16 protein-coding genes are annotated in these 24,194 nt (G+C 57.8%); 12 read left to right on the plus strand and 4 right to left on the minus strand.

Annotation, left to right across the window (positions count from 1 at the left end):
• The first annotated feature begins 31 nt into the window (after positions 1-31).
• The 3 genes from HUO14_RS06515 to HUO14_RS06525 all read left to right on the plus strand — a co-directional run bounded on the left by HUO14_RS06515 (position 32) and on the right by HUO14_RS06525 (position 5,779).
• A complete protein-coding gene (locus HUO14_RS06515) occupies positions 32-505 on the plus strand; it encodes a glutathione peroxidase (protein WP_176279068.1) in 474 nt (157 codons plus the stop codon).
• 112 nt (positions 506-617) lie between these two features.
• On the plus strand, positions 618-4,121 hold the full coding sequence (dnaE, locus tag HUO14_RS06520; RefSeq protein ID WP_176279069.1) for a DNA polymerase III subunit alpha: 3,504 nt from the start codon (positions 618-620) through the stop codon (positions 4,119-4,121).
• 50 nt (positions 4,122-4,171) lie between these two features.
• Complete coding sequence (locus HUO14_RS06525; RefSeq protein ID WP_176279070.1) at positions 4,172-5,779, plus strand: long-chain fatty acid--CoA ligase; 1,608 nt, start codon at positions 4,172-4,174, stop codon at positions 5,777-5,779.
• Here HUO14_RS06525 and HUO14_RS06530 read toward each other — a convergent pair.
• Both HUO14_RS06530 and moaB read right to left on the minus strand, forming a co-directional pair.
• Positions 5,776-6,873: a PA0069 family radical SAM protein gene (locus HUO14_RS06530; protein ID WP_176279071.1), complete on the minus strand. Its 1,098-nt coding sequence runs from the start codon at positions 6,871-6,873 to the stop codon at positions 5,776-5,778. The two genes, HUO14_RS06525 and HUO14_RS06530, sit on opposite strands and share 4 nt — an antisense overlap.
• A 48-nt stretch (positions 6,874-6,921) precedes the next feature.
• Positions 6,922-7,449, minus strand: coding sequence for a molybdenum cofactor biosynthesis protein B (moaB, locus tag HUO14_RS06535; RefSeq protein WP_176279072.1), 528 nt, complete (start codon positions 7,447-7,449; stop codon positions 6,922-6,924).
• Between the two features lie 112 nt (positions 7,450-7,561).
• Here moaB and HUO14_RS06540 point away from each other — a divergent pair, with 112 nt between their 5' ends.
• The 7 genes from HUO14_RS06540 (at position 7,562) to trxA (ending at position 18,899) form a co-directional block, all read left to right on the plus strand.
• On the plus strand, positions 7,562-9,913 hold the full coding sequence (locus tag HUO14_RS06540) for a sensor histidine kinase (RefSeq protein ID WP_176279073.1): 2,352 nt from the start codon (positions 7,562-7,564) through the stop codon (positions 9,911-9,913).
• Positions 9,914-9,917: 4 nt separating this feature from the next.
• Complete coding sequence (gene tsaE, locus HUO14_RS06545) at positions 9,918-10,364, plus strand: tRNA (adenosine(37)-N6)-threonylcarbamoyltransferase complex ATPase subunit type 1 TsaE (RefSeq protein WP_176279074.1); 447 nt, start codon at positions 9,918-9,920, stop codon at positions 10,362-10,364.
• Positions 10,361-11,344 (plus strand): aminoglycoside phosphotransferase family protein, encoded by a 984-nt coding sequence (locus HUO14_RS06550; RefSeq protein WP_176279516.1) that lies wholly within the window; start codon positions 10,361-10,363, stop codon positions 11,342-11,344. The genes tsaE and HUO14_RS06550 overlap by 4 nt, the downstream gene beginning before the upstream one ends.
• Positions 11,344-12,060 (plus strand): nucleotidyltransferase family protein, encoded by a 717-nt coding sequence (locus tag HUO14_RS06555; protein ID WP_176279075.1) that lies wholly within the window; start codon positions 11,344-11,346, stop codon positions 12,058-12,060. The genes HUO14_RS06550 and HUO14_RS06555 overlap by 1 nt, the downstream gene beginning before the upstream one ends.
• Positions 12,053-15,052 (plus strand): double-strand break repair protein AddB, encoded by a 3,000-nt coding sequence (addB, locus tag HUO14_RS06560; RefSeq protein WP_176279076.1) that lies wholly within the window; start codon positions 12,053-12,055, stop codon positions 15,050-15,052. Before HUO14_RS06555 ends, addB begins: the two co-directional genes overlap by 8 nt.
• Positions 15,045-18,497, plus strand: coding sequence for a double-strand break repair helicase AddA (addA, locus tag HUO14_RS06565; protein ID WP_176279077.1), 3,453 nt, complete (start codon positions 15,045-15,047; stop codon positions 18,495-18,497). The genes addB and addA overlap by 8 nt, the downstream gene beginning before the upstream one ends.
• Positions 18,498-18,572: 75 nt before the next feature.
• On the plus strand, positions 18,573-18,899 hold the full coding sequence (gene trxA, locus HUO14_RS06570) for a thioredoxin TrxA (RefSeq protein WP_176279078.1): 327 nt from the start codon (positions 18,573-18,575) through the stop codon (positions 18,897-18,899).
• Here trxA and HUO14_RS06575 read toward each other — a convergent pair.
• Positions 18,896-19,702, minus strand: a complete 807-nt coding sequence (locus tag HUO14_RS06575) for an inositol monophosphatase family protein (protein ID WP_176279079.1) — start codon at positions 19,700-19,702, stop codon at positions 18,896-18,898. The two genes, trxA and HUO14_RS06575, sit on opposite strands and share 4 nt — an antisense overlap.
• A gap of 3 nt (positions 19,703-19,705) precedes the next feature.
• Entirely contained in the window at positions 19,706-20,935 is a 1,230-nt protein-coding gene (gene argJ, locus HUO14_RS06580) for a bifunctional glutamate N-acetyltransferase/amino-acid acetyltransferase ArgJ (protein ID WP_176279080.1), read from the minus strand.
• Here argJ and HUO14_RS06585 point away from each other — a divergent pair.
• Both HUO14_RS06585 and secA read left to right on the plus strand, forming a co-directional pair.
• Positions 20,890-21,321, plus strand: a complete 432-nt coding sequence (locus HUO14_RS06585; protein ID WP_176278790.1) for a hypothetical protein — start codon at positions 20,890-20,892, stop codon at positions 21,319-21,321. The two genes, argJ and HUO14_RS06585, sit on opposite strands and share 46 nt — an antisense overlap.
• Positions 21,322-21,426: 105 nt before the next feature.
• Positions 21,427-24,168 carry a preprotein translocase subunit SecA gene (gene secA, locus HUO14_RS06590; RefSeq protein WP_176279081.1) on the plus strand — a complete coding sequence of 914 codons (2,742 nt, stop codon included), beginning with the start codon at positions 21,427-21,429 and terminating at the stop codon, positions 24,166-24,168.
• Positions 24,169-24,194: the final 26 nt, after the last annotated feature.

The raw sequence follows: 24,194 nt of genomic DNA on the forward strand, positions 1-24,194 counted from the left end.
AACCAAGAAAATCAAACGATGCGGGGCGCATATGACGGTTACTGAATTTCAGGTAAAACAAGCGGATGGATCCATCCAGGACTTGTCCGCTCATAAGGGCAAAGTGCTGTTGATCGTGAACACTGCCTCGAAATGCGGGTTTACGCCGCAATATGAGGGGCTGGAAAAGCTGCATCAGGAATATAAGGACCAGGGCCTCGAGATTTTGGCATTTCCCTGCAACCAATTCGGTAACCAGGAGCCTGGTGACGCCGACGAAATCAAGAATTTTTGCTCGCTCAACTATGATGTAAGCTTCCCGTTGATGGAGAAAGTCGACGTCAATGGTGATGACGCCGACCCATTGTGGAAATATCTGAAGTCCGAAAAATCGGGCTTGCTAGGGTCCCGGATAAAGTGGAATTTTACCAAATTTCTGGTCGATCGCGACGGCAATGTCGTTGGACGTTATGGTCCTGCGGTAAAGCCGGAGCAGCTCAAAAACGAGATCCAAGCTCTTTTGTAAAAGCCGCCTTCCAATCTGATCTGCCGAAATAGCTGTGGACAAATGGTCGATAGTTCTGCGGTTGGACGCCGTACCCATATGCAAGATCATATTGCTGCGTTAGTCTGAATTCATGGCCCTTGTTCCTTTCGTCCATCTTCGCGCCTTTTCGGCCTACACGATTCTGGATGGCGCCATGGAGCCGTCAGCCATTGGCCTGGCTGCGAGGGAACGCGGATTTCCGGCGGTTGCCCTGTGTGACCGCATCGGCCTGTTTGCTTCCATGGCATTTGATGATGGCTGCCGCTCCAATGGCGTGCAGCCGATTACGGGCGGTTTCCTGAGGGTAGCGCGTCCCGGTGGCTCGGAAAAAGACAAGCCGACCCTGGACTGGCTCGCGCTCTATGCGCAGGATGCGGAGGGATATGAGAATCTCTGCAAGCTGGTTTCCGCTTCCCACCTTGATCGACCCAGCGAACTGGACGCCCATGTAGGCATGGACATGCTGGCAAAGCATAGCGCAGGCTTGCTCGCCCTGACCGGCGGGGGCGAAGGAGCGCTCGCGCGACTGATTGCTGAAGAACAGCAATCCGAAGCCGAAGCCTATCTGACTTCGCTCCAGACGCTTTTCCCGGACCGGCTTTATATCGAGCTTTCGCGCCGCGAAGACCCGGTCGAAATAGCGGCCGAAGCCGGCCTGATCACCATGGCCATAGATCGCGATATTCCGCTGATTGCGACAAACCCGAGCTGTTATTCCGAGGCCGGTTTCCACGAAGCTCACGATGCAATGAAATGTATCGCGCAGTCCGCCTATGTCGAAAATGACGACCGCGATAAGCCGTCCAAGCATTTGTGGATGAAAAGCGCGCTGGTGATGGAGGAGCTATTTTCCGACATTCCCGAGGCCCTGGAAAATACGCTGGTTGTTGCGCAGCGATGCGCCTTTTCTCCACCCAAAAGAGATCCGATCCTGCCCAGTCTGGCCGGCGATCTTGCGGGTGAGATCGAACAGTTGCGCCGAGATTCGGTCGCCGGTCTTGAACGACGGCTGGCGGTTCTGGATATTACCGATGATGAGGAGCGGAAGGGCTATTTCGACCGGCTGGATTTCGAGCTTGAAGTCATCGTCAACATGGGGTTTCCCGGATATTTTCTGATCGTTGCAGACTTTATCAAATGGGCGAAAGATCATGATATTCCGGTCGGGCCCGGCCGTGGTTCGGGTGCCGGTTCGGTCGTCGCCTGGGCGCTAACGATCACCGATCTCGATCCGATCAAGCTGGGCTTGCTGTTCGAACGTTTCCTAAACCCGGAACGTGTCTCTATGCCGGATTTCGATATCGATTTCTGCGAAACACGCCGCGGTGAAGTCATTCGCTATGTTCAGGAAAAATACGGCGACCGGCAGGTTGCGCAGATCATCACCTTCGGAAAACTGAAGGCGCGCGCGGTGCTGCGGGACGTCGGCCGGGTGCTGCAAATGCCCTATGGCCAGGTCGACCGGCTGACCAAATTGGTGCCCAACCATCCGACCGATCCGTGGGACCTGAAGCGCTCGCTCAACGGCATCACGGAACTGGCGCAGGAATATAAGCAGGCCGATGTGAAGCGCCTGTTCGACCTGGCAATGCAGCTCGAAGGCCTGCCGCGTCACAGCTCTACACATGCCGCCGGTGTGGTGATCGGCGATCGCCCGCTCGATCAGCTGGTACCGCTCTATCGCGATCCGCGCTCGGACCTGCCGGTTACCCAGTTCGACATGAAATTTGTTGAAAAAGCCGGTCTGGTAAAATTCGACTTTTTGGGTCTGAAGACGCTGTCGGTGCTGAAAAAGGGTGTCCAGCTGCTCGCGGAACGCGGTGTGGAAGTCGATCTGGATGGCCTCAGCTGGGAAGATGACAAGGTCTTCGAGCTGCTCCAGCGCGGCGATACCGTCGGTGTGTTCCAGCTTGAATCGGAAGGCATGCGACGTACGCTAGCGGCAGTGAAGCCGACCAATTTCGGCGACATTATCGCGCTCGTTTCGCTCTATCGCCCGGGACCGATGGACAATATCCCGCTGTTCGGCGACCGCAAGAACGGGCGCGTCGACATCGCCTATCCGCATCCCTTGCTGGAGGATATCCTGCAGGAAACCTACGGGATTTTTGTATATCAGGAACAGGTGATGCAGGCCGCGCAGATCATCGCCGGCTATTCGCTCGGCGAAGCAGATTTGCTGCGCCGCGCCATGGGTAAGAAAATCCAGGCGGAAATGGACGTCCAGCGCAAAAGATTCGTGACGGGCGCCGCGGAAAACGGCTTGAACAGCGAGCAGGCCAACGAGCTGTTCGACTTGATCGACAAGTTCGCCGGCTATGGTTTCAACAAGAGCCACGCGGCCGCATACGCTCTGCTCGCCTATCAGACGGCCTGGCTGAAAGCGCATCATCCGCATGAATTTTATGCTGCATCGATGTGTTTCGACATGCACCAGTCCGACAAGCTCAGTATTTTCGTCGACGATATGAAGCGACTGGGTGTGACGGTCCTGCAGCCCGCGATCAACAAAAGCCGACCCAATTTTTCGGTTGAACAACAGGCTGAAAACGGCCTTGCTGTGCGCTATGCGCTGGCCGGACTGAAGAATGTCGGCGAAAAAGCGATGCAGTCCCTGGTGGCTGAGCGCGCCGCCGAGGGACCGTTTTCGTCGATCGAGGATTTTGCCAATCGCATCGATCCGCATGGCTTGAACAAACGGCAGCTTGAAAGTCTGGCGTCGGCTGGTGGCTTTGACGATCTTGAGCCCAATCGTGCGGCAGTTTATGATGGCGCAGATATGATATTGTCAGTCGCCAACAGTGCGGCCGACGCGCGCGAAAGCGGGCAGGGCGGCCTGTTTGGTGAAGGCAGCGCCGGCGGCGATATGCAGGCGATAAGATTGCCGGAAGGCAGCAACTGGTCGCTCAATGAAATCATGCTCCACGAACGGGATGCATTTGGTTTCTATTTTTCTGCCCATCCGGTTTCCCAGTTCCAGGCGGTGACGACGTCGCTCGGCGCGCTGACCTACGCAGCTTTGTGCAGCGAAGGCCCGATCGGGGAAGGCATCCGCAAGCCGGCGGTCATGGCGGCGCTCGTCGAAAAAGTGCGCTGGCGTGACAGTCGCAGGGGCAAGCGTTTCGCGCTCGCCGATCTGTCCGACAGCAGCGGGCAGTTTTCCGGCAGCTGCTTTGACGAGGACCAGTGCAAGATTCTGGCAGAACTGGCGGATCAGGGAGGCTGTGCCTTGCTCAATGTAGAACTGGACCAGCAGTCCGAGGACGAAAATCCGCGGGTGGCGATCAGGCGGGCCCAGCCGCTCGAGGGTCTGGAGCGCATTACCAGGACGTGCATGGAACTGGAAGTCCATGATATCGCGGGATTGCACGAACTGACGAACCTGGTCGCTCCACTGGTTGGCGGCCACAGCGAATTGGTGGCGACCATGGCTGGTCCTGACGGCTCTCCGGTAACGGTCTGTCTGGGACGATCCTTCCGCTTCGATGCGGAAACCGTGGATAGATTGCAGCGGGTCAACGGGGTCTCCGGTGCCCGTTTGGGCCCGGCGCGGCCGATAAGGGTGACAAAACCCAAATTAAGGCTTGTCAGCTAGCCCTAAACATACCAGAAACCGGCCAAATATAACATGTTTGGAGAGACAATATGGCCGGTGCAATGCAAGCGAGTTCGCTCAAGATTACCAATTTGATCGATCATGCGGCGCGCGAACATGGTAACCGCGAGATCGTCAGCTATTGGGCGGATGGCCATATCACCCGCAGTAACTGGGCCGAAGTCGGTCTGGATTCGCGCAAGTTTTCTCAGGCACTGCACCGTCTCGGCATGAAGAAAGGCGACCGCATCGCCACCATCGCCATGAACCACGCCCATCATCTGATCAGCTGGTATGGTTCCGCCGGTATCGGTGGCATCCTTCATACCGTCAATCCGCGCCTGTTCGAGGAACAACTGGTCTATGTGATCAACCACGCCGAAGACCGTGTGCTGCTGTTCGACAAAATGTTCGCGCCGATCGTCGAGATGATCAAGCCACAGCTGAAAACGGTGGAACATTATATCCAGTTTGATGGCGAGAAAGGCGATTATACCACTTTCCGCGAATTGCTGGATGCCGAAGACGGCGATTTTCAATGGGTCGAAGTTGATGAAAATGACCCCTGCGGTCTTTGCTATACCAGCGGCACTACCGGCAATCCAAAGGGCGTGCTCTACGAGCATCGCTCGAACGTAATTCACGCAATCACCGAGGTGCAGCCCGATGTGATGGATCTCGCGACCCGCTCGGTGATGCTGCCGGTGGTTCCGATGTTCCACGCCAATGCCTGGGGCTTGCCCTTCGCCTGTGCAGCCGTTGGCGCAAAAATGGTCTTTTCGGCCAGCAACGAAGCGGCGGTCTTGTGGAAATTGATCCGGGAAGAGGGCGTTACCCACAGCGCTGGTGTACCGACCGTCTGGCTCTCGATGTTCGCCGACCTCGACGAGAATGGCGGCGACTATGGCAAATTGGGCGTAGTCGTGATCGGTGGCTCGGCCTGTCCGCGATCAATGATCGAGCGGCTGATGAAAAACGGCATCCGCGTCGCTCATGCCTGGGGCATGACAGAGACATCGCCGATCGGCACCGCCGGTTCGCTGCCGGCCAATTGGGACGAGTTGAATTTTGACGAGCAGGTCGACGTAATCTGCAAGCAGGGCAGGCCTCCTTTCGGAGTGGAACTGCGCGTGATCGACGAGGAAGGCAATGTTGCGCCCCGCGATGGCAAGACCAGCGGTACGCTGGAAATCCGGGGGCCTTGGATTATCAAACGCTATTATCGGGCAGACGAGGATGCGGTGGAAGATGACGGCTGGTTTGATACCGGAGACGTGTCCGTGCTTCATCCCGATGGCACGATGCAGATTACCGACCGGGCCAAGGATGTGATCAAGTCCGGCGGCGAGTGGATCAGTTCTATCGAGCTGGAAAATGCAGCCGTCGGCTGTCCCGGGATTGCCGAAGCAGCCGCTGTGGGCGTTTATCACCCCAAATGGGACGAGCGGCCTCTGCTATTGGCGGTGCGCAAGCCCGGCAGTGATGTTTCGGAAGCCGACGTGATCGACTATCTCGGTGACAAGGTCGCCAAATGGTGGTTGCCCGACGAGGTGAAATTTGTCGATGAACTGCCGCATACGGCGACCGGCAAAATCCTCAAACGTTCGCTACGGGACGAATATAAGGATTATAAGCTGAAGAGTCTGGCGGACGCCTAGAACAGCTCCATCTGGCTGCCCGCCATCGGTGGGCGCCGGAACAGATCGGTTCTGAGATTGATCTTGGTCCTGTTCAACCCGGCTTTGCGTGACGCGATCGCAAGCCGGGTACGGATGAGCTCGGCCCATGGTCCCTGACCGCGCATCCGGCTGTGGAATTCCGCATCGTTGCGCTTGCCGCCGCGCATTTGCCGGACGATGCTCATCACCTTTGACTTGCGGTCCGGATAATGGCTTTCAAGCCATTGTTCGAACAGTGGCGCCACTTCGTGCGGCAGGCGCATCGGAATGAAGGAGGTGCTTTTCGCGCCGCAATCCGCCGCCGCCGCAACAATTGCTTCGATTTCATGATCGGTGATGCCCGGAACGACGGGCGCGATATTGACGTGCACATAAATCCCGGCTTCGCTCAGTTTTCGAACGGCCTCCAGCCTCCTTGGCGGAGAAGGGGCCCTGGGTTCGAGCAAGCGGGCCGTCCCGGGGTCAAGGGTGGTCACCGAAATCGTCACGGCGGTAAGCTGCTGGACAGCCAGTCGCACCAGTAGATCGATATCATCGACAACCCGATTGGACTTGGTGGTGATTACCACCGGGTGCAGTGTTTCCAGCATTACTTCCAATATCTGTCGGGTGATCCGGAAGCGTTTCTCGATCGGTTGATAAGGGTCGGTATTGGTGCCGATGGCAAGGTTGGCGGGTTGATAGTTCGGCTTGGCAAGCGTCTGGCGGAGAAGTTCCGCAGCATTGGGTTTGGCAAAAAGCTTGCTTTCGAAATCGAGACCGGGTGACAGGTCATGATAGGCGTGGGTTGGCCGGGCATAGCAGTAGATGCAGCCATGTTCGCAACCGCGATAGGCATTTATCGACCGGTCGAACGGCAGATCGGGAGATTTGTTATAATTGATGATCGATTTCGGAAATTCAGTGGTGACCGTGGTTCTCAGCTTCGAAGGATCGTCGCCGATCATATCTCGCTCATCCAGCCAGTCGCCGTCAATCTCACGGTTCTGGAGATTGAACCGCTGCGGAACCGCGTTGGATGGAGCTCCCCGGCCTTTTCGAGGTGGGGGAGAGATTATGCTTTTGTCGTCCATTTGTCCTTCATACTATGAGAACATATAAAGAACAAATAGATTGAATCGCTATTTTTCAAGCAGTCTCGGGATCAGCTCGACGAAATTGCAGGGGCGATGACGGCTATCCAACTGTGTATCCAATATGCCGTCCCAGCCGTCTTTGACGGCGCCGTTGGACCCTGGCAGCGCAAATATATAAGTGCCGCGCGCAACCACGGCACAAGCGCGGGATTGCACCGTGGACGTTCCGATCTTTTCGATGCTCAGATAGCGGAACAGCTCGCCAAACCCTGGAATATCCTTGTCCTTGACCGAATTAAGCGCCTCTGGTGTGATATCGCGGCCAGTCAGGCCGGTTCCGCCGGTGGTGATGATGACATCAACCTCTTCGTCGTCAATCCATTGGTGCAGTTGGGCCACAAGCACCGATTTATCGTCTTTCCGCACGGTGCGGTAAATGAGAGCATGGCCTTTCTTCTCAATCCGTTCGGCCAGAATATCGCCTGAAGTGTCGTCTTTGGCTGTTCGGGTGTCGGAAACCGTCAACAATGCGATGTTAATTGGTTTGAACGTCCGGCTTTCGTCAATCGGCATTGCTGCTCTCCACATTAATACACCGCCGACAATAGCTTAGTTCGGGGCGCTTTTGTAGGTCATAAAAAATAGGGGTTTTCGCGGGTTAACTATCCGTCTAATCGATGTTTCAATGTCGAACGTCCCGGACCTCACAGCCGTAATTTTGGGCCTCATACTTGCTGCCTGGCTGGGTGTTGCCGCTTGGGCAATCTGGACCGGCCTGGCGATGAAGAAGAAGGCCGACGCGACGTTGCGTCAATCGGGACGACTGGGCCGCTTGCTCGAGACTTCACCCGCATTGCCATTGCTCGTGCGATCCGACGGCAAACTGGAAGCATCACAGCGGTTAATGCACTGGCTCGGTTTTGATCATCTGCCCGCGCATATTTCGGAATTGCACGAGAACGACCGCGGGATGGGCCGCCAGGATCTTGAAGATCTGATGCAGGATGTCAATCTCGCGCAGAAGACGGGCAGCAGCTTTGTTCGGGCGATAAAGGTTGCCGGTTCGGACAAGGCGCTGTTGGTCCGTGGCGGACTTGCCGACCAGAAAATCTCGCCGAATGGCAGTGCCCTTTTGTGGGTTTTTGACGCCACCGACAGCGAAGGCCAGATCGAAAAGCTGCGCGACGAGAACGAGGCGGCACGCGCCGCATTTGATGCGCTCTCCGCTCTGATCGAGGCAGCGCCGGTACCGATGTGGCACCGGTCTCCCGATCTGAGCCTGACATTGGTCAACAGCGCCTATGTCGCTGCGGTCGATGCCGAGGACGGCGCGCGGGTCATTGCTGGCGGCATTGAACTGGTGGAAACCGTCGACGGCTTCACTCCGGCAGATGCGGCCAGACGCGCAAAAGACCGGGGTGAACCTCTTGAGCGGATTGTCGCGACGACCATTGGAGGCGAGCGTCGCATGACCCAGGTGGTGGATGTGCCGCTGGGGAAATCCGGCATCGCCGGCTATGCAATCGATATTCAGGAACTCGAAGACGCGCGGCGTGAGCAGCGGCGTTTCGGCGAATCGCAGCGCGATATGCTCGACAAAATTTCTGCAGGTGTTGTCCAGTTTGATGCCGACAAATCGATGAAATTCTGCAATCTGCCGTTCCAGCGCATTTTTTCCATGCGTCAGCAATGGATAGCTGAACGGCCCGAATTTCCGCGGGTTCTCGACCGGATGCGCGAAATGAACCGCATTCCGGAAGTCCGTGATTTTCCGGAATGGCGCGAGGAACGGACCGGCTGGTTTACGTCCCCCAACGGCAGTGAGGAAAACTGGCTTCTAGCCGATGGTACCCATCTGAGAGTCTTGGCAAACCCGACCCCGGACGGCGGCTTGCTGGTCATTTTTGAAGACCGGACCGAACAGGTCCAGCTGGCGAGCGCCCGTGACACATTGCTGCGGGTCCGAACCGCGACATTCGACAATCTGTTCGAATCGCTTGCGGTATTTGCCGCCGATGGAAAATTGAATATCTGGAACCATCAATTTGCCAAGAATTGGGGGCTTGAGGAAGAATATCTTGGCCAACATCCGCGCGTCGATTCGCTGATGAAGAAAATGGCGCTGCAATTGAAACAGCCCGCCCGTATTTCGGAAGTGCGTGAAATGGTCCGCAGCGCGACGACCGATCGGGAGCAAAGGGGCGGTCGGATCAACTTTGCCGACGGACGGCGATACGAATTTGCCGCGATCCCGCTACCCGACGGCAACGCGCTGTTCACGATGCTCGATATCTCGGACAGCTACCGGATCGAGCAGGCGTTGCGCGAACGGAATGAAGCCCTCGTGGAAGCAGATTCGATCAAGGGTAGTTTCCTGTCCAACATGAGCTATGAATTCCGGACGCCGCTCACTTCAATCGGCGGATTTGCCGAGCTTCTCGATCAGGGCATTGCCGGGCCGTTGACCGATCAGGGGCATGAATATGTCCGCGCCATCCTTCAGTCGGTCAAGCGCCTGGGCACCCAGATCGATAATGTCCTCGACCTGAGTCAAAGCGAAGCCGGCGCACTGCCGATCGCCAAGGACAAGGTCAATCTGAACAAATTGATCGAGGATATCACCGGTCATTTCTCCGAGGATGCGAACGCCAAGAAAATCGAAGTCGAAATGCAGCTGGATGCAACCCTGGGTTCGGCCATGGCGGACAAGAAACGGCTCAGTCAGGCGATATCCCAGATCGTCGACAATGCGATCAAATATACCGGTGAAAATGGTCGGGTGCTGATCCATGGTTCCGGAGATGTGAAAAATGCCGTGATCCATATTTCAGATGACGGTCCCGGGATGACCGCCGGACAGCAATCGAAGGCATTCGACAGTTTCGCCCGCTCGCGTGACCAGAAGGCAGGCGACAAGGCTGGTGGCCTCGGGCTCCCGTTGGCGCGACAGTTGATCCTGGCGCATGGCGGTGACCTGGACCTGACGTCGGAACCGGGGCAGGGGACATTGGTGACCCTGCGCCTGCCGAGGCAATGACAATATGCTGCTTCTGAAGGACGAACAGGCGACTCTGGATGCCGGACGACAACTTGGTGCCTTGCTGCGCCAGGGTGACAAACTTGCCTTGAGCGGAACGCTGGGTGCCGGCAAGACCACTTTCGCGCGGGGAATATTGGAGGGGCTGGGCTATGGCGAAGAAGTTCCGAGCCCGACATTCGCGATCGTCCAGCAATATGAGCTGCCGGAAACAAGAATTCCGGTCGCGCATGTCGATCTCTACCGGATCGACGATCCGGACGAGATTTTCGAACTTGGCCTTGATGACATACTGGATGTGGGCGCGATGATTGTCGAATGGCCCGACCGGATGCCCGACAGTTTTTGGCGTGATGCGCTCAGAATCGAACTGGAAATTACCGGCGACGATAATCGTCGGTTGACTTGGACTGCAGGGAGCGCTTGGAAAGATCGATGGCCACTGACATGAAGCCGCCAGCAGCTGCGGCAGATTTTTTGAAACACCACGGGTGGGATGACGCGCAAATATTGCCGGTGGCAGGAGATGCGTCTTTCCGGCGTTATTTCCGCGTCGAGGCAGGGGATCGCAAGGCGATCCTGATGGATGCGCCGCCCCCGCATGAAGATCCCAAACCGTTTATCGCGATTGCCGAATATCTGACGGAATCCGGCTTTGCCGCACCGGAGATTTTTGCGCGCGACCTGACCCACGGGCTGGTCTTGCTGGAGGATTTCGGCGACCGGCGGATGCGCGAACATCTCGACGATCATCCGGCCGATGAAGGGGCGATCTATCGTCAGACCATTGATTTGCTGCAGGGATTGCATCGGGCGCCTGCTGCGGCATTGCCAGCTTATGACGAACAGCAATATTTGCGGGAAGCCAATCTGCTGACCGAATGGTATTGCCCGGCCCAGCAGCTGGACGTGGATGGCGAGAGCTTCGCGGCGATCTGGCGGCAGGTGCTCGAGCCTGTCATCGCTGCGCAAAAACTGCCTGTGACCGTGATGCGCGATTATCACGCCGAGAATATCATGCTGCTCGAGGACGGTCGCCTCGGTCTGCTGGATTTCCAAGACGCGCTTGTCGGTCATCCGGCCTATGATCTTGTCTCGATGCTGCAGGATGCCCGGCGCGATGTGCCGGACGCGCTGGAGGCGACCATGCTCGCTTATTATCTCGCCGGTCATGACAAGGATGCGGCAGAAGAATTTCGCAGCCATTATGCGATATTGGGCGCGCAGCGGAACACCAAGATCATCGGGATATTCACCCGTCTTTGCGTGCGTGATGGCAAGCAGCGCTATCTCGATTTTCTGCCCCGCATGTGGCGACTGCTGGAGAAAGACCTGTGCCATCCTGCGCTCCAACCGATGGCGGAATGGTTCGACCGGAATATTCCCGCTAGCGTTAGAAGCAAGCCAATGTCGATCGCGGAAACAGCCTGATGACCAAAGTCGACACGGCGATGATCATGGCGGCCGGTCTCGGCAAACGCATGCGGCCGCTCACCGAGTCCCGGCCAAAGCCATTGGTCGAGGTCGCCGGCAAGGCGATGATCGACCATTGTCTCGAGAAGCTCGTCGAGGCGGGCATAGGGACGGCTGTGGTCAACGTACATTATTTCGCGGACATGATGGAGGCGCATCTTGCCGCCTTGCCATATCCGATCGAAATCCGATTGTCCGACGAACGGTCCGAGTTGCTCGAGACCGGCGGCGGATTGGTTCACGCAGAGCCGCTGATCGACGCGGAGAATTTCTTTTGTATCAACAGCGATAATCTGTGGACCGATGGACCGACAAACAGCCTCCACCAGCTGGCGCAGGCGTGGGACGAGGACAAGATGGATGCACTGCTGTTGCTGGTGTCAAGAAAGTCGGCCCATAATTACAAGGGCGACGGTGATTTTCACCTTGATGCTGAAAACCGGATTTCACGCAAGCTCGCGGACCACAAGGCACCTTTGATCTACTCCGGCATCCAGCTGCTTTCCAAACGACTGCTCCGCGACGCACCGTCCGGTCCTTTCTCGACCAACATCCTGTGGGAACGGGCCATAGGCGACGGGCGCCTGTTCGGTGCGGTTCACGAGGGCGAATGGTTCGAGGTCGGTTCACCGCAAGCAATAGCGCCGACAGAAGCCGCGCTGGCGAATGTCTGATCGCCGGCGGCCATCAATCTACAATATTGCCGCGCACGGCGGCTTCGCAGATGCGCTCGCGCAGGGACTGATCGACCGTTTTGCCAAAGATGCCTTCGGACTGGCCCGCGGCCTTGTCATATTACCCAATAACCGTGCGCGCACCGCTTTGCAGGAAGCCTTTGTCCGGCTGAGTGAAGATGGCTTATTACTGCCGCAAATGGCGGTGATTGGTGATCTGGAACTCGATGAGTCGATCGGCGTGGCGCTGGATTCGGGGGAACTGGCGCTCGACATTCCGGCAGCGGTCGATCCGATGGACCGCCTGCTCACGCTCGCCCAGATGATCCAGAAGGAAATCGGGCTCCGCGACGATGCCATATTGGCGAAGGATGCGCTGCGGCTGGCCCGCGAATTTGGCGGCACGCTCGACCAACTGAACATCGAAGAAATCTCGCTGTCCGATCTCAAGAAAACCGAACCGGAAAGTCTCGACCTTTCTACCCACTGGCAGGATTCCTATCGCTTTTTCCTGATCATTGCCGAGAAATGGCAAGAGCAGTTGGCGCAATGGGAGCGGGTCGATCAGGCGGTTCGCCGCAATATGCTGTTCGACCATATTGCCAGAACCTGGAAAGAAACGCCGCCTGCTCAGTTTGTCGTCGCGGCGGGTGTGACCACATCGGCACCAGCCATCGCGCGTTTTCTGGAAACCATAGCTTTCCTGCCAGCCGGTCTGGTTGTTCTGCCGGACCTTGATTTGGTCATGCCGGACGAGGAATGGGATATGCTCGGTCCGTTCGAGCCGGACCCGGAATCAGGCTATATGCCGCGGGCGCAGGAAACCCATCCGCAATATCATATGAAATTGCTGCTCGACCGGATGTCGATGGCGCGCGGGGAAGTCCTGCGCTGGCCACGGACCGGTGAGAGTGGAGCGGTCGCACAGCGTAGCAGGGCGCTCAGCCATGCCTTCGCGATCCCGAAACTGACGGTGCGCTGGCAGAATCTGGAGAGCAGCGAACGCAGCCTCGCCGGGGTGCAGACCATCGAGGCGCGCAACAGTGCGGAGGAAGCGCAGACTATCGCTCTGCTGGCCCGCGAGGCTCTGGAAGATCCGAAGCAACGGATCGCGATTGTCACGCCGGACCGGTCGTTGGCGACCCGCATTTCCGCCCATTTGAAGCGATGGGATGTTCAGGTCGACGATACGGCAGGCCAAGCGCTGACGAAACTCCCGGAAGGCGTGTTTTTCCTGAACCTTCTGGCTGCGGTCGCCGACGGCTTTCCCCCGGCCGAGTTTCTCGCCCTGCTAAAGCATCCGCTGGTGCAGCGCGGCGAAGGACGGCTTTCATGGCTCGACCATGTCCGTGAGCTGGACCTGCTACTCCGTGGCCCGCGTCCGGCCCCGGGGCTGGCGGGCATTGATGCACTTTTGAGGGCCGAAAATCACCGGACAAGGAAATTGCGCGGAGCCATCACCCCGTGGTGGCAATCGGTCCGCACGATGTTCGAGCCGATGGAAAGTCTCTTTGCGTCTTCGCTCGACTGGCCGAGGCTTCTCGACCAGCTGCGGCAACTGGCCGAAAATCTGACCGAAGGCGCGATCTGGGCCGGGCCGGGCGGGCGGGAACTGGCCGACCTGCTGGCCAAGCTGCAGATTCGCGCTGAAATGGGACCGATCCGTATCCAGGCGAATGAACTGCGCGGCTATTTCGAGACGTTGATGGCAGACATCTCCGTGCGCCCTGCTTATGGCGGCCATCCTCGGATCGCGCTTTACGGATTGCTCGAAGCGCGCCTGCAGCAGTCCGATCTTGTGATTTGCTGTGGCCTCAACGAGGGTAGTTGGCCACAAGCGATCACGCCCGACCCCTGGCTCGCGCCGATGATCCGCAAATCGCTTGGCCTACCGGCGCAGGAGCGGCAGATAGGGCTTTCAGCCCATGATCTGGTCGGCGCAATGGGCGCGAAGAAGGTCATTCTTTCGCGGGCGGTTCGGGATGATTCCGGTCCCGCCATTGCCTCGCGCTTTCTGCTGCGCCTGAAAGGCATGTGCGGAAACAATCTGCGGGAACATCCCGAGGCCCGCAGGTGGATGGCGTCCATCGACGAACCTGAAATCTTGTCCGGGGCCTATGATCGCCCCGCTCCCCTGCCGAATGCCGAGCAACGCCACATCCCGATTTCGGTAACCCAGGTCGATCGCCTGATCGCCGATCCTTACGCCTTTTATGCGAACAAGATCATGGGCTTTGCCTCGCTCGACATGATCGACGCAGACCCGAGCGCTGCGTGGCGCGGGACGATCATTCACGACATTCTCGAACAATGGGCCAAGCAGGACATTTACGCGCCCGGAGCCTTGCGGGAAAGGGCCGACCGGTTCCTTAGTGACCCGACCCTGCACCCGCTGATGCGCAGTCTGTGGGCACCACGCCTCATCGAGGGTCTGGAGTGGATTGCCAAAACGCTGGACGAGAACCGTAAGGCCGGGCGCGAACCGGCTGCGTCCGAAATCTACGGGAAAGCCGAAATTGCCGGTGTCCAGCTCTCGGGCATCGCAGACCGGATAGACCGGATGTCGGATGGCGGTCTGGCGATTGTCGATTACAAGACCGGCGGTGCTCCGACCAACAAGGCGGTGGTCGAAGGATATAATCTCCAGCTCGGCCTGCTCGCTGCCATTGCCGAACTCGGCGGATTCCCGGATATCGCGGGAGAGGCGACCGGCTTTGAATATTGGTCGCTGGCGAAGACCGCGGGTTCGGATAATTTCGGCTATGTGCGTTCGCCCACCAAGGGGCGCGGCGATAACGTTGTACCATCCGATGCGATGGTCGACCATGCAGTGGCCCGGTTCAACAAGGCGGTGGACCAATATATATTGGGCTCGGAACCTATGACCGCCAAGCTGCATCCGGAATATGCCCCCTATGCGGATTTTGACCAGCTGATGCGGCTCGAAGAATGGTACGGGCGTTCACCCGTGGAAGTGGTCGACGATGAGTAGCGGCAAGCCAAAAATCTTCCCCTTGATGGATCGCCAGATCGATGCGGTCGAGCCTGAGACCAATATCTGGCTCAGCGCATCTGCCGGTACCGGAAAAACCCAGGTACTAACCGCACGGGTTTTTCGCTTGTTGCTGACGGAAAAGGTCGATCCCGAACATATTCTATGCCTGACTTTTACCAAGGCGGGTGCAGCGGAAATGGCGGAAAGGATCAATCGCCAACTGGCCGCCTGGGTTCGGATGGACGATACCAAGCTTGCCAGCGATCTGGCCGCGATCGGCGCGTCGACCGGGCCGGAGACAAGGAACCGCGCCCGAACCCTGTTTGCCCGCGTCCTTGATGCGCAGGGCGGTGGCCTCAGAATCATGACGATCCACGGCTTTTGCCAGTCCCTGCTCGCTTCCTTTCCGGAAGAAGCGGGCATCGCCTCGATGTTCAAGCCGATCGAGGCGCGCGATCAGAAGATATTGGCTCGCGATGCTCTGGGTGATTTGCTGCTCGACGAAGAGCGGTCCGGGCGTCCAGAAATCATTCAGGCGATCCAGCGGCTGAGCGTGCGGATGGGCGAAGAGGCGACAGAGCAATTTCTGATGGCCTGCGCGGCCAAGGCCGATGCGATGGAACAGCTGTCGCCGGGCGTGTTGCCCTTCGTCCGGGGGTTGCTGGGCTTGCCGATTGACGGCGATGCGTCGTCCTGGCTGGCTGAACGCTGCACCGACGAAGCGATCGACCTCCGTTCGATAAGCTTGTTGCGTGATGCCATGGCGGAATCCGGCGGCAAGAAGGAGCAGGAACGCCAAATGGCGATCCGGCTGTGGCTGGCGCTCGGCCCGCAAGAGCGCGCCGCCTCCTTGCCGGAAGTGCATCTCGGCTGGGCTACCAAGACAACCGGAGCGCCCCCGAAGCCGACGAAGGGTTTGCTGAAAGCCCTTCCGGACTATGATTTCATCGCAGGATCTCTGCTGGAATGGAGCAGCGGACTGCTCGAAAAGACGGTCCTGTTTGAATATGCAGACCTGTTTGCCGGCGCGCTGGAAGCCGGACGCGCCTTTTACTATCGCTATCGCGACGCGAAAAAACTGCACGGCGTTGTCGATTTTGACGATATGATCCGGATGACCGCCCGGCTCTTGCAGAAGAGCGATATGGCAGCATGGATCCGCTACAAGCTGGATCAGCGCACCGATCATATATTGATCGACGAAGCGCAGGATACCAATCTCGCGCAATGGGATATCGTCGGCGCGCTGTCGGAAGAGTTTTTCGCCGGTATGGGCGCTGATCCCGAACGCCACCGGACCTTGTTCACTGTCGGCGACTTCAAACAGGCGATATTCGGCTTTCAGGGAACCAGCCCGCATAATTACGCCAATGCAAGAACCGAGTTTTTCGGCCTTGCGGAGGCATCGGAACAGCCGTTCGGGGATCTGTCGCTCGACCGCAGCTTCCGTTCGACCCCGCCGGTTCTCAACGTTGTTGATGCCACGCTGGAACAGCTCAGTCACGAGCAACTGGGGCTCGATCAGCGCGTCCCCGAACATCGCAGCAATTATCCGGGCAGCAGCGGCAGCGTGACGCTATGGAAGCCGATCGCCAATAATAGCGAGTCCGATGACGAGGATGAGGAATCATGGGCGAGCGAAGAGAAAAGGGTTTTTGCGCAGCAACTGGCGCTGCAGATCAAGCAATGGTTCTCGCCGGACAATCCGCTTTGGCTCGACCGGGAAAATCGCCCGCTGCAGCCGAAAGACATCCTGATATTGGTGAGCAAGCGTGACGAGCTCAGCGCTCTCATCGTCGCTCGCCTGTTTGCCGAAAAGGTGCCGGTGGCAGGCATCGACCGCATCCGCCTTAACCAGCCGCTGGTGGTGCAGGATCTGCTGGCCGCCATTCGCTTCGTATTGCAGCCGAACGACGATCTCAATCTCGCCAGTTTGCTGGTTTCGCCGCTGCTTGGCTGGACTCAGGAAGAGCTGCTGGCGCGGGGCTATCGTGGACCGAAACAGGCGGAGAAAAGCCTGTGGGAATTTTTGCGCAGGCAGGACGGGCTGGACGAGTTGATCAAGCCGTTGATGCAATTGCTGGCTATGGCGGATTTCAACACGCCCTATCAGTTTCTGGAAACGATATTGTCAGGCCCGATGCAGGGCCGGCGCAAATTGCTCGCGCGGCTCAGTCACGCAGCCGTCGACCCGCTTGACGAATTGCTGGCAACGGCGCTTTCTTTTGAACGGGATCATATCCCGACCTTGCAGGGGTTTCTGGACTGGTTCGATCGCGGGGACGTCGAAATCAAGCGCGAGCAGGTCGAGGGCGGCAATGAAGTGCGACTGATGACCGTTCACGGCGCTAAAGGCCTTCAAGCTCCATTGGTGATCCTGGCGAACGCTACCTTCGATCCGGCCAGCAAGAAAAGTGGCGGATTTACGATAAAGCTTGGCGAAGGGTCTCGCAGCGAGCTCGAATATCCGGTGGTTCCCGTCCGCAAGGCGGAGCGCGTGGGCATCTTGGCCGAACACGCCGCTCACGCTGATAAAATCGCGATGGAAGAGCATTGGCGGCTCTTATATGTCGCGATGACCCGGGCGGAAGAGCATCTGGTGGTTGCCGGTGTTCTGGGACCGAGAGCCAAGGGCGAGGTGCCGGAGCTGAGCTGGTTTGGAGCGATCGAACGCGGCATGATGGCCCTCGATTGTGACTGGCGGGACGATCCTGACTGGTCTGCGGTTCGGGAATATAGGATCGACAATCCGGACCAGCCCTCTGCTCCGTCCACCTTCGAAAGCGGAACAGGTCAGGCCGATGATCCGCCGTCGCGGGCGGACTGGCTTTTCGAACCGGCTCCGGAAGAAGCGCGCCCGCCCCGACCGTTGGCGCCATCGCATCTCGGCCCTGATGATGCCAGCAACCCGCCGCCGGATATGACGATGCGCGATGCTGCCGAGCGCGGCATCCTGCTGCACAGTCTTTTTCAACGGCTGCCGAATATCGCACCCGATCGTCGCGTTGACGTCGCCGATCAGTGGCTGGCAAAACAAAAGCGGATCGCCGACCAGGCTCGACGCGCGGAAATTGTCGATACGGTATTGGCGGTGATGGATAATCCCTCATGGTTCCCCTTGTTCGGGCCAGAGAGTCTGGCAGAAGCGCCGATTGCCGCGGTGGTTGGCGAGCATGTTATATCCGGCACGGTCGATCGTCTGCTGATCACCGATGATCAGATATATGTCGTCGATTTTAAAACCGGCCGCCGGGTTCCCGAGAGTGCGGAAGAGGCTCCGGTCGCCTATCTGCGGCAGATGGCAGCCTATGTAGCAGCCCTGGAAAAGATTTTTCCAAATCGTCCGATCAAGGCGGGCCTGCTCTATTCGCACGGCCCGCAAATGCTGACGCTTTCCGCTGATCTGATCGAGCGGCACAAGCCCGGCTTTGAGCCGACATGAAAATCCTTTCCGCTACTGCGCTTGAGCAGCGGCCCTACCGTACCTAAATAGAGTTTAAACAATTGGAGATTCGTTATGGCTACCAAAGCAATTACCGACGCAAGTTTTGAAGGCGATGTCCTCAAGGCTGACGGCCCGGTCCTCGTCGATTTCTGGGCAGAATGGTGCGGCCCCTGCAAGATGATCGGCCCCGCGCTGGAAGAAATCAGTGATGAAATGGGTGGTCAGGTGACCATTGCCAAGCTCAACATCGACGACAGTCCGGATGCGCCTGCGAAATATGGCGTGCGCGGCATTCCGACCATGATCCTGTTCAACAACGGGGTTCCAGTGGAAACCAAGGTTGGCGCCGCTCCGAAAAGCCAGCTCAAGGCATGGCTGGAACAGTCGCTCTCCGCCTAATTTCTGAAAATTTCCCCAAGCCGCTCGGCTGCTTCGTCCCAGAGTTTCGGTGACGAAGCGCCGAGTAGCCCCTTTCTGCGGTCGGCAGGACGATAGTCCGAGCCATCCCACCGCGCACATTTTCCGCCGGCTTCGTTGAGGAACAACACCCCCGATGCATGGTCCCAGGGCAGGGTCCGCTGGAACACCGAAATATGGTTGGTTCCCTGCACGAGTCGCGGATATTGTTCGGCGGCGCAGCGCGGGATGTCGACAATCTCGTAAACTGGCTCGGCAGCGGCCAACAGAATATCCCGCTCTTCGGGCGTCATGAAACCGGTCGCCAGAGCCGCAACGGGTTGTTCCGGATGATCTTCCGCAACGGCAATCTGTTCCCCGTTTATAAAAGCGCCGCCATTTCTGTTAGCATGGCAGATGCGCCCGGTTAGCGGGTCATAGAGCCAGCCTGCCACGGTTTCATTCTGTTCGACCAGAGCGATCATGATCCCGAATGGCCCTCGGCCAGCGGCATAATTGCCAGTCCCGTCAATCGGATCGATAATACAGACCTGACCGTCGGCCAGCTGATCCAGTAACGATTCATCGGCGGCAAAGGCTTCCTCGCCGACAATCTTGGTTTCCGGCAGCAATGCTGACAACGCCCCGGCAATATATTCTTCGCTGAGCTTGTCCGCCACCGTCACCAGATCGCCGGGTGTCTTTTCGTCAATCTGGTGTGATTTCAGATTCTGGTAATAAGGCATCACGATATCACGCGACGCATTCTCGATTATATCGAGAACGGGCTGATAAAGTGGATGCATGGCCTAGCTCCTATAGTCGGCGTTGATGTCAATATAGCCATGGGTCAGGTCGCAGGTCCAGACCGTTGCTCTGCCGCTGCCCAGCCCGATATCGACGGCGATATCGATTTCGCTGCCCTTGAGGTGCGCGGCTACCGGCGCTTCGTCATAATCCGGCACGACCAGACCGTCGCGCGCTACGGTAACCCCGCCAAAGCCGATCGCCAGGCGGTCGCGATCCGCCGGTTCGCCAGCCTTTCCGACAGCCATTACCACGCGGCCCCAATTGGCGTCTTCGCCGGCAATGGCAGTCTTTACCAGCGGCGAATTGGCTATCGACAGGGCTATGCGCTTGGCGCTGTCGTCGCTGTCCGCGCCGGTCACCGCGATTTCGATGAACTTGCTCGCGCCTTCACCGTCGCGCACCACCAGATGCGCCATCTGCATGCACAGATCGGCAAGCGCAGCCTGAAAGGCGTCCGCGCCATCGTCATCGAACGAGGTCAGGGCAGGGGATGGGTTCTGCCCCGTAGCAAAGGCCAGCACAGTGTCGCTGGTCGACGTATCGCTGTCGACGGTAATGCAGTTGAAGCTTTCGGCCGTCGCCGCGCTCAGCATTTCCCGCAGAAAACCGGCTTCCACCGTGGCATCGGTGAAAATATAGCCGAGCATCGTCGCCATGTCCGGAGCGATCATCCCGGATCCCTTGATGATCCCGCTGAGGTGGACGGTCTGGCCGCCGACAATGGCGCTCGTGGTCGCCATCTTCGGGAAAGTATCGGTGGTCATGATCGTTGCCGCCGCATCTTCCCAGCCGCACGGGTCGGCCTCGAACACAGCTTTCAGGCCAGCTTCGGCCTTGTCCTGCGGCAGCGGCACGCCGATCACACCTGTCGAAGAGACGAATATTTCATCCTCCGCACAGCCAAGATGGGCCGAGGTCAGCGATAAGATCTTCTGCACCGCCGCCATGCCGCGGGCGCCGGTAAAGGCATTGGCGTTGCCGGCATTGACGATCAAAGCGCGAGCCTTGCCCTGCTTGAGGGCCTCGCGGCAATATTCGACCTCCGGAGAGGGGCATTTGCTTTGCGTGAGGACACCGGCAACCGACGTTCCCGCTGCCAGTTTCACAAATGTGAGGTCACAGCGATCCCAATCCTTATATCGCGCCCGGGCGATACGGCAGGTGACGCCTGCAATATCGGGTAATGCTGGGGATATTGCTGGGGCCAGAGGCGAAAGTTTGTCCGACACTTAACTTGCCTTTATACAATGTTTTGATAGAACGCGCTGATATTGACGAGGCCTTGTCCATGAACGCATATTTTGCAAGTTTTATGTTGCTGCTATTCAACGCTGTCGGCCTTGCCGTGCCTGCGTCTGTAGCAGCCGAAGCGCGCATGATACCGGAATTGGGAAGCACCGCCAACCTGTCGGAAGCCTTGATTGCCGATCAATCGTCTGTCATTACATCTGCGAAAGCAGCTTTGTCGGACCATCATACCATAGAATTGGCAGAAACTGGCGCGTCCGGAACATATTCTCTGGCCAGAACAGACCGCAAAAAACCAATCTGGGCCGTCGTTGCGATGCGCTCCGAAACCGGCGACAAGCTGGAACATGAAGAAGGCGCGCCCTAGCGCCATTCTCTGCTGTGCCATTATTGAATGGCCAGAAAAACTCCCTAAATTCATCCTGTTCCCGGCTCTTTATCGGCCGGAAAAATCTACAAATTGGAAATCATCATGCTCGGCGGTATTGCCAAATCTATATTCGGTTCAGCCAACGACCGTTACGTAAAATCGATGCAAAAAGTGGTCGACGCGGTCAACGCGTTCGAGCCCGAAATAGAACCGCTTTCGGACGAAGAACTCGCGGCGAAAACCGTTTCTTTCAAGGAACGGGCCGCTGGCGGTGAGTCGCTTGACGATATTCTTCCCGAAGCCTTTGCGGTCGTCAGGGAAGCTGCAAAACGAACCCTCGGCCAGCGCCATTACGACGTCCAGCTTATCGGCGGTATCGTTCTGCATCGCGGTGAAATCGCGGAAATGCGGACCGGCGAAGGCAAGACGCTGGTTGCGACGCTCGCCTGTTATCTCAACGCCATTGGCGGCAAGGGCGTGCACGTTGTCACCGTCAACGACTATCTCGCCCGCCGTGACGCGGAATGGATGAGCCAAGTCTATAATTTCCTCGGGCTGGAAGTGGGCGTGATCGTGCCTAACCTGGGCGAGGAAAAGCGCCGCGCGGCTTATGCAGCGGATATTACCTACGGCACCAACAATGAATTCGGCTTTGACTATCTCCGCGACAATATGAAGCACGAGCGGGCTCAGATGGTCCAGCGGCCTTTCAACTTTGCGATTGTCGACGAGGTTGACTCGATCCTGATCGACGAAGCCCGGACCCCGCTGATCATTTCAGGGCCGACCGATGACAAATCCGATCTATATCTGTCGGTAAACGCCGTCGTTCAGGACCTGACCGAAGAGGATTATGAAAAAGACGAGAAGTCGCGCAATCTCGCTCTGACCGAAGAAGGCACGGAAAAGGCCGAGCGTCTGCTCGAAGCGGCCGGGCTGCTGGTCGGCAGCAACCTGTACGATTTTGAAAACACCCAAGTCGTCCACCATCTCAACCAGGCGCTGATGGCCAATGTCATGCGCAAGCGCGATACCGACTATATCGTCAAGGATGGCAAAGTCATCATCATCGATGAATTTACCGGACGCATGATGGACGGACGGCGCTGGTCCAACGGTCTGCATCAGGCAGTTGAAGCCAAGGAAGGCGTCCAGATCGAGCCCGAAAACCAGACCATGGCTTCGATCACCTTCCAGAATTTTTTCCGCATGTATCCAAAGTTGTCCGGCATGACCGGCACCGCGGAAACCGAAGCGGCAGAATTTTTCGAAATCTACAAGATGAATGTCGTCACCATTCCGACCAACAAGCCGGTGCTGCGGATCGACGAGAATGACGAGTTTTACAAGAACACGCTCGATAAATTTGCCGCAATCGCCAAGACCGTCAAGGAACATAGCGAAAAGGGCCAGCCGGTTCTGGTCGGGACCGTTTCGATCGAGAAATCGGAATTGCTGTCAGACTTCCTGAACAAGGAAGAAGTGCCGCATAACGTCCTCAACGCCCGCTTCCACGAGCAGGAAGCGCATATCGTGGCGCAGGCCGGTTCTCCCGGCGCGGTGACGATCGCGACCAACATGGCTGGTCGCGGCACCGACATCCAGCTCGGGGGCAATATCGATTTTAGAATCGAGGAAGAGCTTTCCGACATGGAAGAGGGGCCGGAACGGGACAAGGCCATAGCCAAGATCGAGGAAGAAGTGCGGGCGCTGCGCGAAGAAGTGAGAGAGGCGGGCGGCCTGTTCGTTCTCGGCACCGAGCGTCACGAAAGTCGGCGGATCGATAACCAGCTGCGCGGCCGTTCCGGTCGTCAGGGCGATCCGGGCCTCAGCCGCTTCTATCTCTGCCTCGAGGATGATCTGCTGCGGATATTCGGCACCGAGACCATGTTCGCCAAGATGATGAACAAGAATCTTGAAGATGGCGAAGCCATTGGCGGCAAATGGTTGTCAAAAGCGATCGAAACGGCACAGAAAAAGGTTGAGGCGCGCAACTATGAAGCGCGCAAGCAGGTCGTCGAATATGATGACGTGATGAACGACCAGCGCAAGGTGATCTACGAGCAGCGCTCCGAGATCATGGATGCCGAGACGGTTGGTGACGTTGTCGAGGACATGCGCCACGAGACGGTCAATGCGATTGTTGCCGACGCTTGTCCACCCGGAACCTATCCGGAGCAATGGGATGTGGAGGGTCTGAAGACCCGTGTTGCAGAAGTGCTCAATCTCCATCCCGATATCGACAGCTGGATGCAGGAGGATGCGGTTGAACCCGAGATCATCGAGACCCGGATATCCGAAATGGCTGACGCCGATTTTGAAGCCAAGGTCGCGCAGGTCGAAAGTGACAATCCGGGTGTTTGGCCGCAGATCGAGAAATCGATACTGCTCGAATTGCTGGACCACCACTGGAAGGAACATCTCGCCACGCTGGATGCTCTGCGTCAGGTAGTATTCCTCCGCGCTTATGCTCAGAAAAAGCCGCTCGACGAATATAAGCAGGAAGCTTTCGGCCTGTTCGAACGCATGCTGGAAATCATCCGCGAAGGCGTAACCAAGACGATCGCGATCAGCCAGTTCCACCGTCAGGAAGAAATTGCGGTGCCGGAATTGCCGGAACTGCCGGATTTCCTGACCACTCACATCGATCCGCTGACCGGAGAAGACAATAGCAACGACATCGACGGCGGCACGCTGGGGACGGTATCTACCACATTGCCACCCCGGCAATCCGGACAGATGAACAATCCGCAGGATGAGTTCGATGGCAGCAAGGTCAGCCGCAACGCGCCATGTCCCTGTGGCTCAGGTCGCAAATATAAGCATTGCCACGGAAAGTTCTGATCTGAAACGCAGAGGGTCAGGCGGAA

This window comes from Parasphingorhabdus flavimaris (genome assembly GCF_013371215.1).
Classification (GTDB): domain Bacteria; phylum Pseudomonadota; class Alphaproteobacteria; order Sphingomonadales; family Sphingomonadaceae; genus Parasphingorhabdus; species Parasphingorhabdus flavimaris.

Bases quoted from the DNA above. Each gene is read 5' to 3' on its own strand.
- HUO14_RS06515 (WP_176279068.1), top strand. From the start codon at position 32: ATGACGGTTACTGAATTTCAGGTAAAACAAGCGGATGGATCCATCCAG.
- dnaE (WP_176279069.1), top strand. From the start codon at position 618: ATGGCCCTTGTTCCTTTCGTCCATCTTCGCGCCTTTTCGGCCTACACG.
- HUO14_RS06525 (WP_176279070.1), top strand. From the start codon at position 4,172: ATGGCCGGTGCAATGCAAGCGAGTTCGCTCAAGATTACCAATTTGATC.
- HUO14_RS06530 (WP_176279071.1), bottom strand. From the start codon at position 6,873: ATGGACGACAAAAGCATAATCTCTCCCCCACCTCGAAAAGGCCGGGGA.
- moaB (WP_176279072.1), bottom strand. From the start codon at position 7,449: ATGCCGATTGACGAAAGCCGGACGTTCAAACCAATTAACATCGCATTG.
- HUO14_RS06540 (WP_176279073.1), top strand. From the start codon at position 7,562: ATGTCGAACGTCCCGGACCTCACAGCCGTAATTTTGGGCCTCATACTT.
- tsaE (WP_176279074.1), top strand. From the start codon at position 9,918: ATGCTGCTTCTGAAGGACGAACAGGCGACTCTGGATGCCGGACGACAA.
- HUO14_RS06550 (WP_176279516.1), top strand. From the start codon at position 10,361: ATGAAGCCGCCAGCAGCTGCGGCAGATTTTTTGAAACACCACGGGTGG.
- HUO14_RS06555 (WP_176279075.1), top strand. From the start codon at position 11,344: ATGACCAAAGTCGACACGGCGATGATCATGGCGGCCGGTCTCGGCAAA.
- addB (WP_176279076.1), top strand. From the start codon at position 12,053: ATGTCTGATCGCCGGCGGCCATCAATCTACAATATTGCCGCGCACGGC.
- addA (WP_176279077.1), top strand. From the start codon at position 15,045: ATGAGTAGCGGCAAGCCAAAAATCTTCCCCTTGATGGATCGCCAGATC.
- trxA (WP_176279078.1), top strand. From the start codon at position 18,573: ATGGCTACCAAAGCAATTACCGACGCAAGTTTTGAAGGCGATGTCCTC.
- HUO14_RS06575 (WP_176279079.1), bottom strand. From the start codon at position 19,702: ATGCATCCACTTTATCAGCCCGTTCTCGATATAATCGAGAATGCGTCG.
- HUO14_RS06585 (WP_176278790.1), top strand. From the start codon at position 20,890: ATGCTGGGGATATTGCTGGGGCCAGAGGCGAAAGTTTGTCCGACACTT.
- secA (WP_176279081.1), top strand. From the start codon at position 21,427: ATGCTCGGCGGTATTGCCAAATCTATATTCGGTTCAGCCAACGACCGT.